Below are 13,230 nucleotides of genomic sequence, written 5' to 3'. Positions count from 1 at the left end.
TTATTTTAATGCGTTCAGCCATCCGGGGACATATCCCAAACGATTACGTAACTGTGCTTCGTAAAGGGAAAGAGGTTCTACTGCACCGTTATTGTTTTCGCATCGTTTCATTTGTGATTCATTGAATTGAAGAGATTGTCCATGGAAGCCTACCACAATTGGTGGCAAGAATTTCCACCAGTATCCTTTTGCGTCCCACCAAATGAATTTCTCTTCGGCATCAATGTCTGTATCTGTCTGAATATTTGTTGCATTGAAGTTCCAGATAGTCAGATTTTCCATATGATTTGGCATTTGTGCAGAATCACCGCCTTGTCTCCAGTGCATGAATCCGCCTGAGCAGCAATCAATTAGTGTGGCACGTGGTTGTGTTGCATGCGATTCAAAACAGGAATCATCTCCCCACTTTACGTTCCAGATTACGGCACCCATGCTTTGTTTGGAGACTCCACAAGCGTGATATTGTCCTACGTTCGACTGGTAAGTACCTAAGGTTCCTTCGCCTTCGCCTTTGCTGAGAGTATATCCATTGCTGTTCTCTATCACTTTTCCAATAAATATGCGGGAAGAAGCTTGTGAACGAATAGATGCATGTCCCCGGTTACCGCCAATTTGTATGTCATAAGCAGAGCAGTTTGCTGAACTTGTGATAGACATTGCTTCACTGACACTTTCGAAATTGACACGGCGTATCCAGGAGTTGGTTAATCGGACAAAGTCTATCAACTTGAATCCACCGTCATCGATGTCAGAACCATGATGAATAAACTTCTCTTTTGAGTGTCCTTTGAAAGTAAGGTCTTCTATGCCGACATTCTCATAATTGGCGAATTTGGAGATTTTCCAATTCCAGTCTTTATTGATGGCGTGCATAATAGGTTCTTTGAAGGTAATGGTGTTACCGCTGATTTTTTCAATCTGGTGATATTCGTAAATCTGGATACCTTCTGATTTGATGTTAAGTGTTCCGCCGGACTGTACATTGATATCTTGCCATCTGTATGGAGACAGTTCTGTGTTAATAACATCTTCGTTGTTGTTTTTCAGCACAAGGCATACCCAGCTTCCGCTGCTTACTCCGGTCACGCTAGCTGTCACACTTTTACTGCCGATGGGGGCGTCAGCAGTAATTGTTCCCAATTCTGTTAATCCGGAGTTGTGTTTAAATTCCATCATCACAGGTGCGTTCCACATTTCGGTTGTTGGGTTGGGGGAAGTGTTGGCAACAGTCATTTCGAGTGTTGTCTTATCTTTACCTGCTCCTTTGAGTACTATATTTCCCATAGACATACGGATTCTCCGGTTTTGGGAAGCTTTGTCCTGCAATATATAGTTCCCTTCCGGGAAATAGATGACGGCTTTGGCATTCTCTTTGATATAGCGGTCTGTCATACCAGCGTCTTCTTGTTTGATATTATTAGTGCCGGCAATTTCTGCCAGCACTTTCATAAAAGCTTCACGGTCGGATTTTCCGTCATTGGGGACGGCTCCATACTTCGTGACATCATAGACCTTATATCCTTGAGCTATCAACATTTCCACATCGGGGGGAGCTGTTTCTCCCCGCATATATCCTGCGTAGGAGAAGTCCAGCAATACATTCTTATCATCACCGCTGAGGAACTCCGTCCAAGCGGTGGTTGCATTGGCATCAATTTGGCTATTTAGTAATTTAACCGGCAATTTAACTATGCGGCAATAGCCTTCTTTGGAGAATATTTTAATGTGAATCACGTCTTCATATGTTTCTCCACGAGGATTGGTGGAAGGAGCGGTAACAGTCAATTTTGTTTCTTCCAACTTGATTCCCCATGTTTGGTTCTCAATGACGGCAGTTTCTACGTTGGCTTGTTTCACAACAAATTCCTGTATCTGTTTCAGACCGAAAGTGGCTGTCCCTTCAAATTGAATGTTCAGATAGAAATCTTGTCCGTAGATGGGTATTGTAACTTCACTGTTGTCTGCTCGTATAGTAAATGTGATCTCGCCGGTAGCTTCGTTGACTACTACGTTACTGAAAACAGAGCTTGCACTTGAGGTAGCTTGTGTTCCATCAGCTATTTGATTGTTTCCTAATTTGCTCCAAGTTGAGCCATTGTCCAGTGAAATTAGCCAAAAACCATTTGCATCCACCTTCATTTTCGGAGTAATTCCAGCAGCACCGGTTTCGGGAATAGCGTTGACCGGTTGATTGTTGAAAAGTAATTCTGTAGTTACACCATTGATGGTATACGCCCAGTTTCCTGATGCATTAATGCTGAATAGGGGCATGTCGTTCATATCAGCCTTTCCACTATAAATATTTACAGTTTCTCCGTTACTGAGTTCTACGGTGTAATTTCCTAATTCATCCTGATTATATCCCATAACCAGAATTACTCCTGCTACCATCTGTTGGTAGTTGTTGATGTCCGTATTCATCTGTTCTATACTTGCTTCCAGATTGGCAACCCGTTCTTTCAGATTGTCAATGTCGGAGCGCAAGTCATCCCGTTCGTCGCACGAGTAAAGTGCGACGAAAAGAATTGTACATATTGATAGTATTACTTTTTTCATATATCAGTAGGTATTAATTAATGGATGCTCCATATTCAGCAAATTCTGCATTTGGGATAAACACACCGTTGGCAATATCAAATGTACCACCTTCGAATGGGTCAGAAGTAATTATATTTACTTCTTCAGCTCCGTCCATGCCCTTGCCTATGCCGCCAAAGAATATCTGCCAGTTATTCGTGTTTTCGGCTTTGTAACAGATGTTGCTATTACATTCTCCACTTTCCGGATTGTTAGTTAGGCGGAATATGCCACAATTGTTTAGCATTGCAGGTTTAGCATAAATCAAATTGTGAGTTATATGTATGTTTGGTAATGATGTAAGATAAACATAGAAAGTAGTGGCAGTGTATACATTGACAAATGTATTGTTCGTCAATGTAAATTCCGTTGCGGTTGCTTTTTCACCATTCATCAGTTTAAATCCGGTAGCGGATTTCCCTTCGTCAACACAATAGAAAATATTGTTCTTGAAAGACACCTTGTTATAAGCAGCCGTACTTGTAGAAAGGCTGAGAATGAACTTATTATTGTCAGTAGAGGATATGGGAATTACACAATTCTCCATCAGAAAATAGTCAATACTACGGTTGCTATTACTGATGTAACTTAAAGGTTGTCCTTTCGGCAATAGAATATGGCAATCTTGTAGTATTATACTACCGAATGCTCCATTCTTGTTTTGAACGATTGGATAACTTGTTTTATTTTCAGCATTTAATGTGTTTCTAGCGTCGAGTGTTATATTTTGACAGATAAAAATGCCAGAAGCATCGCTTGCTGTTTCTACAAGCTTGATTTGGCTGGACACTTTCAATTGGCTCTTTTGAGTTGAACTATTTCCGATGATAATGAGTTGGGCATACCCGCCGCTTGCAGTATATTCCGCTTCTACTTCCGGGCTAATGAAATAAACTCCCTTGTTCGTAATGTTGGGATTCTCTGTTGTGATAAGAGTTGCTTCTCCGAATGCATTCTTATTTACATTTATTCCACCGATTGTGATGGTTTCACCTGCTTCATAAAGTGCATAGTAACTATCTATGATTTCTATTGCCTTCACTTGAATTTTAGCTACCGCCCAGTTGGCACCCTTATTTACTTGGAGTGTTACATCACTGCTGTTGTCGGCTGTTGCGCGGGTTTTTATGGTACTTGCCGGAGCTGTAATACTCAGAGTAGCTTCATTTGTCTCAGTGTCCGGTTCGCTTACTGTTGCTACCCATCCTGCGGGAGCTGTAACGATAATATTATCTCCTTTCACTTTGACAGTAGTCGTAGCGGTTGCTCCGGTTCCAATTTCCCAATATCCTTTATTCATTCCTTCGGCAGGCTCTATAATTTCGCACAATAAATCTTTAACGATAGGTATGGAAATACTTTCATTTTGTCCTTTTAACTGGATAACGAAGAAATCTCCGCTTTCATCAATTCCTGCCGACTCGAAGAATGTATCACTGCTACCTCCACCGGAAGAGCCATTGTTTACAGCAGACACTTTGTTGCCACTTTCGTCAAGAACATCCTGCCAACTAGTTTCGTTGTCATAACTTACTTGCCAGTAGCTGCCATCATCCGTCAGTCGGAATTTGGGAGTTATACCATCATTGCCGGGAGTTCCGACGGCTTGTACGGGTACACCGTTTTGGGTCAGTACTTCGCCGTTTACTACCCATTGGCCTTCATCATTGACGCTGATTTCCGGATATTTTATTTCTCCTGCGGAACCTTGTGTTAATGTTACAGTTTCTCCACCGCTCAATTTTAATGTATAGGTACCATTTGTCTGGGTAATTTCTGTAATGGTCTGTCCGCCTTCAAGTAGTCGTTTGATTGCGGTCATATTATCATTCAACAAATTAATTTGTGCTTCCAGAGACTCCACGCGACCTTTCAGATTATCAACATCGTCTCTCAAATCGTCTGTATTGCAAGCTGCCAATGTGAACAGTGCAAATGCGGTTAACAAGAATGATTTAAAGTAATTCATAGATATATGTATTAATTGTTTTCTTATTGTTGTTATTAAATTATTCCACTACGTTGACTACGAAATTATAGGTAGTCGTTGATGAATGGTCAATATTGGCATTTCGTGCAAGGAAAGTTGCATTATAGATACCAACCTTGTCATAGGTATACGTATAAGAGTCAAGGCTTTGGGTGATGTCTTTCACTTTAGTTCCCTGATCCGGTTCGCATGAGTTGATAGTAAGCGGGTCGGATACCAGCCAGCTATATTTCAGAGGAGTTCCTGCAGTCGATGAGTGCAAGTAGAATGTTTCGGTTCCGATATTCTGCAAATTCCAGATTCCGGAAGTTCCTCCGCTTACTGTACCATATTCACGGTCGGTAGTCATTGATGCCTGATCAGGCAGGTTACATCTGTTTTTCATGTTTACTGGTGTCAGTCCGAAAGAACTTGCACCGAACTTCAGGCTGGAACCATTGTTCAGTTCATTGGTGAGATGCATCTGGGTGAAATACAGACGTGATTGGACCGCTGTGTTTTTCACTCCTTTATAACGTATGGCAATTGTAACTCTTTTATTGAGGTATTGCGTCATATCGAATGTATAAGTTTGCGATTGCGATGTACCGGTTTTCGTCGGAAAGGCATAACCTAGTTCCTCGTTGGGGATCATTGATTGCCAGATACCATCATTCTCATATTGTTCCACTAACAAGGAATCTGCCACGAAATTGTCTTTATATAATCCGGTGAACTCATCGGATATATAGATTCTACTGTCTACCATATCGGTTGTTCCATATTCATAGTATAACGTGATGGTTAGCGATGATGATTTGATTTGTGAAGGATCAATGGTTTGACGTTCTCTATACTGATATTTATACCCTTCTTCACCGCTGAAGAATGTAAGGAAGTCCGGATCGCCGGCAATGTTGAAGTTGACAGGAGTTCCTTTCTTTACAGTGATGATATGTCCGTCGAAGCTCACATTCTCATTGGTATTTACAGTCACGTCCAATGCAACATCTTCGTCCAGTCCGTCATTACATGCCCCGAAAAAGAGGCTTATTACACAGATGGCTATGAGTTTATATGCTTTCATAATTTGTTGTTTTTTACTGATGAATACTTTGTTTACCAATTCGGATTGTTTTGTGTAATGTACTTGTTGGTACTCATTTCAGCATCTGGAATAGGGAAATAGTTGTACGTAGAGGATACTTGGAAATAGGTATATACGTTAGTTGGTCCTAAGTTCCAGTTTTCTCCAGATTGTGCAGCTGGTACCAATTCTTGCATGTTCTTTACAAACTCTCCCCAACGGATAAGGTCAAAACGCCGGGTATATTCAAAGCATAGTTCCATACCCCGTTCATCCTTTACCGCTTGACGGAATTCCGTCTGCGACATGTTCTTCGGTAGGTCATCCAGTCCAGCACGATCTCTGACATCATTGATACAAGTATATGCAAGGTCTGTCGGCCCATTATTTGCTTCATTCTCCGCTTCTGCAATCATCAATAATACATCTGCATAACGTAATACAGGGAAGTTGATGGACGTAAAGTTCTTGTCTTTTTTATCAGCTTCGTATTCGCGGCGATATTTTCCACACATACGGCTATAATTGGTAGTCGCCTTGGTTTTTTCAATATCACCATTGTATTGGTAAGATTTCGGACCATATTGCGTCATTACTTGCGCTAGTTTTCCCATTTCAAATTCACGATGCGTCACTCCGGTATTTTTACCGCCTGATTCCTTATATTCAAAAGGAGTGATGCTCCAGTTGAAACGGTTGATGTCTCGGTTCTTTACATACAGATTATACAATTTGGGGGTACTGTAAATAAAAGCATACGAATATCCTGGATCAGCCTTTCCTTTTATACTGCTTTTAGATGAAAGGTCGGGACCGGCTAGTCCGATGATATTACCGATACGGCCTTCCGCTTGAGTGTCAGATGTATTGTTTCCGGCAAATTCAATTTCCCAGATACTTTCATTGGCGGTCGTATTATACTGGTTGGAACATAAATCAATGAAGAAATCCCAGTAGTTATCTGCTAGTTCGTGTCCTTCCGCTGTCACTTTCTGTGCATAGAAACTGGCTTTTTCAAAATAATCTTTGGCTTCAGCCTGATTGGCAGCACGGTTTTCACGGAAATGTTCTCCGGCACGGAACAGGTAGACGCGTGCCAATATTCCCCATGCAGTAGATTTTGAGATGCGTCCGGGTAAATAGGATAGTTCGGCAGCTGATTTCAATCCAGTTTCAGCAGCATCCGCCATTTCATTAACAATGAAATCATAGATTTCCTGCTTGTCTGTCCGTGGTGCGTCAAGGTTCTTCACATCTTGGGTTGAAGTTGTCTTAAATGGTACATCGCCCCAGCACTCTACAAGATTGAAATAATAAAAAGCGCGCAGAAAACGGGCTTCGGCAATGTACTGTTCTTTCACGCCGGTAGAAAAGCCTTTTACCTTGTCGATATTCTCTAAAAAGATATTTGCACGATTGACACCAACATAAAGTAAATACCAGAAGTTGGTGACTGCGTTATCACTAGTAGTGGCGTTATTACAAATCAGACCGGTGGAGGCAGGTCCGCGTCCGCTACCACCATAATGCGACAAATCATCTCCTGCAACGAGGTACATATAGTCACCGCCATAAAAGGTTGGCTGGGAGAGAATAGCATAAGTGCCTGTCAAGAAGGAGGAGGCTTCTTCGGGAGTTTTGAAATACTCATCTAAAGCTAATTCAGTCGGTTCTTTATCCAAAAAGTCGCAAGATGCAGTAAAGAGACTTGCGAGTAAAGCTATGATTGATATTCTTAGTATTTTCATGTGATGAATTTTAAATGTTGAATGATAACATATTAAGCTTAGAATCCTAAACTGACACCGAAACTGACGGAGTAAGCTCTTGGATAAGACGAATAATCCAATCCCGGCGTTAAGGCGCTGTTACGAACAGATACTTCGGGGTCATAGCCGGAATAACCTGTCCATGTCCAGAGATTCTGTGCGGCAACGTAGATACGTGCTTTATCTATTTTCCATTTTTTCGTCATCTGGCTGGGGAAGGTGTATCCTATCGTTACATTTTTCAGACGCAAGAAGGAACCGTCTTCTATGATGCGTGAAGAAATGACACGATTGGAAGAAGAATTCGTAGCGGCTGGAATGTCACTAGTCGGGTTGTCTGCTGTCCAGCGGTTGGTGTAGCTGGCATATTGGTTCAATTCACGTGAGCGGTTATTGGAACTTTCAAAGAACAGGCGGTTGGCGTTCATAATGTCATTTCCATACGACCATTGGAAGAAGATGCTTAAATCAATTCCTTTATAAGTAAAGTCATTGGTCAATCCTCCTGTATGTACTGGAAGTCCTCGTCCGATGATAGTACGGTCGTTGGAATCTACTACTCCGTCACCGTTCAGGTCGGCATATTTCGGCATACCTGGTTGTGTGTTGTTTTCGGTTGAGAAATGAGGTACACTAGATTTCAAACTGTATGAATTTCCTGATTTGTTGAAATCATCGTATTTATACGTGCCTTCGTAAACGTAGCCATACATCAGTCCCATCGGCAAACCGATTTTGGCAATATAACTGGATTGTCCGTTGTAGTTTTGGTCAAACTGGACAGCTGTCAACAATGCGGTTTGGTTTTCGGATAATGCTAATACTTTATTCTTGTTGAAAGAAATATTAAAATTGGATGACCATTGAAAATCGCGTGTCTTAATATTCAGTGTATTCAAGCTGATTTCCAGACCATCATTACGTACTTTACCAATATTCTTTGTGGCATTGTAGAAACCGGAAGAATAGGGTAATTGGGCGGCAAGCAACAAGTCGCGTGTATTTTTCCGGTATATATCCATTGTGAGGCCGATTCGTTCATCGAAGAATGAGAGGTCGACTCCCAAGTTCCATTGTTCGGTCGTTTCCCATTTCAGATTTTTGTTCTGCAACGAGATGGGTACAGTTCCGGCGTTGGTGGCATCGTTCTCGAATGGATATACGCCGCTTGGTATCGAATTGGTAGCGGTATAAGAACCTATTCTGGATTTCAAGACGGATAATAGTTGGTAATAATCGTATTCACCGATGCGGTTATTTCCGGTGAGTCCCCAGCTAAAACGCAGCTTTCCATTGGAAAGGATACTTTTGATTGGTTTCATGAACTTCTCTTCGGTGAATGTCCACGCTAATGATGCAGAGGGAAAGTATCCAAACCTGTTATCCTTGTTGAACTTGGAAGAGCCGTCTACACGGAATGAGGCAGTTGCATAGTATTTGGATTTATAATTGTAGTTGATACGTCCCAAATAAGAAAGCATTGACCATGATGATTTGGCAGAACTGCTTGTACTGGCTTGTCCTTCACTCATTCCCGCCATTCCGAGTGATTCGTTGGGAATATGGGTGGTGCGGAAAGCGTATGCTTCATAGTCTGAATTCTGGAAGGTGATACCAGCCAAAGCATTGATGAAATGTTTCTTCTTGATGTTGGTCTGGTAAGTCACTGTGTTTTCGTTCAACCAAGTTAAGCGTTCTGAACGGGTCACTTGTGCATTCACTTTGTCGGTAGAGGTCGGACCGCCATAGCGGGTCTTTGAATTGTTGAACTGGTCATTTTTACGGGCATCATAAGTGTATCCGGCAGAGACTTTGACTTTCAGCCCCTTGATGACTTCATATTCGGCAAAACCGTTCATTTGAAGATTATTGATATAATTCTTCCGGTATTCGTTTTTGAGTGAAAGAATAGGATTGAAACGATAGTCGTTACTTGAGTCTACTGCATTATCTGTTGCGCTATCCATCAAAAAACTTAATGGAGTGTCGGGAGAGGTTACGGGACGATATCCCCAAACACTGTAGAACAAGTTGTTCATACCACTGTAAGATGTTGCGGAAGGGGTGCTTCCTGTCTGGATGGAACGTGAATAATTGGTCGTCAGGCTCATGTTCAATTTACCACGGCGTACTACTGTGTTCATACGTCCCTGCATACGTTTATATCCGGTTTCCAATAATGTACCGTCTTGGTCGTAATAAGATAGGGAAGCATTATAGCGTACTCCTTCCGTACCACCTGTCAGTCGCACAGTGTGGCTTTGTTGCCAAGCGGTTTGGAAAATTTCATCTTGCCAGTTATATTGGTCAATATTCCGGTAATCTTCTAATGTCCATTGTTTGCCTTCATAGTTCATAAGGTAAGAGCCGGCAACCACTGTCGGATACATTTCATTTTGTAATTTGACGAACTCATAAGCGTCCATCATTGGAATGGTGCGAGTGATATGTTGTACTCCAAAACTTCCGTCGTATGTCAGTTGTGCCCGTCCTACTTTTCCTTTTTTAGTAGTTACAATTACAACTCCATTAGCACCACGTGCTCCATAAATGGCAGTGGCTGAAGCGTCTTTCAAAAAATCGATAGACTCGATGTCCGAAGGGTTTAAGGTGCTGGAAGCGGAAGTATCTTCCACAGGGAAGCCATCAATTACAAATAAAGGTGAGTTTTCCTGTGTTAAGGAGTTGTTACCCCGAATAACTATATTCATTGTGCCACCAGGCATACCTTCACCGGATGTGACATTTACACCGGCGATACGTCCTCCCAAAGCTTGGTCGAATGAAGCGACGGGGGCAGTGAGGACATCATTCATGTTGGCCTTGGCCACAGAACCAGTCAAGTCACGTTTGCGCACCTCCTGGTAACCTACAACTACTACTTCATCCAATGTTTTGGTATCCTCTCTTAAAGTAATAACCATTGGCTTCTGTGTATCTACTTTCTGTTCTACAGTAACATAACCGATGAAAGAAATGACTATTGTTGCATTTTTGTTGGGTACACTGAATGCAAACTTGCCGTCAAGGTCGGTGATAGTTCCTTGTGAAGTACCTTTTACCTGAACACTGGCGCCCGGCACTCCTTCTCCTAAATTATCCTTCACCGTACCTTTTACAAGTACCTGTGCAAGTACAAAAGAAACAGAAAACAAGATCAGTCCAAGTGAGGAGAGAATCCTTTTTCTAGTTTGAGTGGATAAATGTCTTTTCATATATTAAAAATTAAGTGATTTTATTGAATCTACGGTTGCAAATATAGGCTGATTAAATATTCTCATATGGATAGAATTATTCAGGATTAGTGCAAAATCATACAATTTTTCTGTTCTTATATTCTTGTTATTCTTTTACGGTTTCCAGCAAGGCAGACAGTTCTTTTACGATATCAGGATGCTGCTTTGCTACGTTCGTTTTCTCTGATGGATCGGACGATAAATCATAGAGTTGCGGTTGTTTGTCGTTTCCTAATTCCATCTTTGTCCAAAACTCGATAGCGGGGCTGTCGCTTGGCTCGATGTATTTCCACTGGCCTTTCACGATGGCGAGTGTGTTGTTCAGGTTCTGCTGAACGATGTATTCACGGTCTGTATTGCTCTTGCCTAAAAGTACGTTCAGGTGTTCCTGGCTGTCGGGGGCTGCTCCTTTCCGTAAAGGTTGGTTCAGGAGTGAAGCGAGCGATGCATATACGTCGATTTGTGAGAAAAGAGCCTGTTGCTTGGATGGCTGTATCTTGGCAGGCCAGCGTACGATGAACGGAATACGCGTTCCTGCTTCATAAGCGCTGTATTTTCCGCCACGATAGATTCCCATAGGGGTATGTCCGTTGAGCATTTCGTAGGCATGATCCTGATAGCCGTCATCAATCACAGGGCCGTTGTCGCTGGTGAAGATAAGGATTGTGTTATCAGCAATGTTGAGGCTGTCCAGTGTATGCATGATTTCTCCGATGGTCCAGTCCAGTTGCAGGATGACATCGCCACGAGTTCCGAGTCCACTCTTTCCGGCGAAACGCGGGTGGGGGATACGGGGTACATGTACGTCTTGCGTACCCATATATAGGAAGAAAGGTTCTTCTTGGTGGGAAGCGATGAAATTCTTGGCTTTATCGGTGATGATGTCGGCAATGTCCTCATCCTTCCAAAGGGCGGACTTTCCACCGGTCATCCAGCCGATGCGGGGGATGCCGTTGATAATGGTATTGTTATGTCCCTGGCTGGGTTTCAGCTTCACAAGTTCCGGGTTTTCTTCTCCCGTAGGCCAGTCGCCTACTTTGTGGTCGTAGCTGACGGTGATAGGGTCGTTAGGGTCAAAACCTACTACACGGCCGTTTTCTACAAATACACAGGGGACACGGTCTACGGTTGCGGGAATGATAAATTCGTAGTCGAAACCGATGCTTTGTGCGTTCGGGCTGATTTGGCTGTTGAAGTCTGTGCCGCCTTTCGGGCCGAGTCCCAAGTGCCATTTGCCGACTGCACCGGTAGCGTATCCGGCATCTTTCAACATATCAGCCATGGTGACGCAGGCTGTGTCGATGATAAGCTCCGAGTTTCCGGGAGCAATGCCGGTGTTTTCCTGCCGCCAGGGATACATACCTGTGAGGAGTCCGAAACGGGAAGGGGTACTGGTGGCCGAGGTGGCGTAAGCATTGGTGAATTGTACTCCCTGTCCGGCGAGACGGTCGATATTAGGAGTACTCACTTTAGTTGCTCCGTAACAACTCAGGTCGCCGATACCGAGGTCGTCTGCGAATATATAAATAATGTTGGGCTTTTGACCGTTTTGTCCATTGCTCTTTTGAGGTGCGTGGTTGCATCCGGTTAACATTGCAATGCCGGGCAATAACGGAAGTAGACGTGAAACGTTTCTCATAATGCTGTATTTTTAGGAAATGATGTTAGATGCACAAAGATAAACGATTGGAGAAGAAAGAAAGAGTAGTAACGTACAAGTGAAGTACAAAATAGTACACCGGAGAAAGTTCCGCTTCCCGGATTCGGAAGAGTGCAGAACGGTTTAGTGCCACCCCGTTGTCACAGTTGTGCCACCTCGTTGGCACAAGCGTGCCACTACGATGTCACTACTGTGCCAACGAGGTGATATTCTCCCGGCACGGCAGTGTCCGATTATTTACTATAGGCTTTCCCGATAATGGCTGCTATTAGTCTGTTTCTTCTTCTCCTTCTTCCTTTTCTTCCCCCTTGCGGTAAGCCAGCGGACTGACATGATAAATCTCCTTGAAACACTTGCTGAAATAACGTGAAGACGAGAATCCTATCCGGTCTGAAATCTCCGTGATATTCAGTTCCGGATTATTACGTAGCATAACCGCCCCTTTCTTGAGACGTATGCTCAGGATAAAATCATTCGGCGTCTGCCCTGTAACCGCTTTTAGCTTAGTGAACAGGTTCGTACGTGCCATCCCCATTTCGCGGGCAAAGATATTGACGTTGAAATCCGTATTATCCAGATGCTGTTCGATAATAGCCATTGCACGATCCAGCATCTCTTTATCCATCGGGTTGGTAGCCAACATCTGTGCGAAAGCCTGCGGTTGTTTGCTGAACTTTTCCTGTAACAATCGACGGGAGTTCACCAGGTTGTTACAACGGGAAATCAGAAGATTGGTATTAAACGGTTTCGTGATATAATCATCCGCACCGATTTTCAGCCCTTCGATATTGTGTTCTATCGCAGTACGTGCTGTCAGCAGCACAACCGGGATGTGGCAAGTATTGAAATCCGTCTTTATCCGCTTGCATAGTTCCGTACCGGACATACGCGGCATCACGACATCACTTAAAATAATGCTCGGCATATCCTTC

7 protein-coding genes are annotated in these 13,230 nt (G+C 43.0%); all 7 read right to left on the bottom strand.

What is annotated here, in order from left to right; genetic code table 11:
- A complete protein-coding gene (locus AB5443_RS20655; protein WP_368114241.1) occupies positions 1 to 2,556 on the bottom strand; it encodes a DUF4955 domain-containing protein in 2,556 nt (851 codons plus the stop codon).
- Between the two features lie 13 nt (positions 2,557 to 2,569).
- Positions 2,570 to 4,546, bottom strand: coding sequence for a PL29 family lyase N-terminal domain-containing protein (locus AB5443_RS20650; protein WP_277131678.1), 1,977 nt, complete (start codon positions 4,544 to 4,546; stop codon positions 2,570 to 2,572).
- Positions 4,547 to 4,586: 40 nt separating this feature from the next.
- Positions 4,587 to 5,633 (bottom strand): DUF5017 domain-containing protein, encoded by a 1,047-nt coding sequence (locus AB5443_RS20645; protein WP_022137043.1) that lies wholly within the window; start codon positions 5,631 to 5,633, stop codon positions 4,587 to 4,589.
- A 32-nt stretch (positions 5,634 to 5,665) separates the two neighbouring features.
- Entirely contained in the window at positions 5,666 to 7,381 is a 1,716-nt protein-coding gene (locus AB5443_RS20640) for a RagB/SusD family nutrient uptake outer membrane protein (protein ID WP_368114242.1), read from the bottom strand.
- A gap of 38 nt (positions 7,382 to 7,419) precedes the next feature.
- Positions 7,420 to 10,617: a TonB-dependent receptor gene (locus AB5443_RS20635; RefSeq protein ID WP_229127350.1), complete on the bottom strand. Its 3,198-nt coding sequence runs from the start codon at positions 10,615 to 10,617 to the stop codon at positions 7,420 to 7,422.
- A 127-nt stretch (positions 10,618 to 10,744) separates the two neighbouring features.
- Positions 10,745 to 12,277 carry an arylsulfatase gene (locus AB5443_RS20630; protein WP_368114243.1) on the bottom strand — a complete coding sequence of 511 codons (1,533 nt, stop codon included), beginning with the start codon at positions 12,275 to 12,277 and terminating at the stop codon, positions 10,745 to 10,747.
- Between the two features lie 289 nt (positions 12,278 to 12,566).
- A partial coding sequence (locus AB5443_RS20625) for a helix-turn-helix domain-containing protein (RefSeq protein ID WP_368119635.1) occupies positions 12,567 to 13,230 on the bottom strand: 664 nt, incomplete at its 5' end.

Source organism: Bacteroides sp. RTP21281st1_H5_RTP21281_210402 (assembly GCF_040918965.1).
Lineage (GTDB): Bacteria > Bacteroidota > Bacteroidia > Bacteroidales > Bacteroidaceae > Bacteroides > Bacteroides congonensis.
The sequence above is the reverse complement of the archived record's forward strand: the minus strand, read 5'-3'. Positions and strand labels throughout refer to the sequence as shown.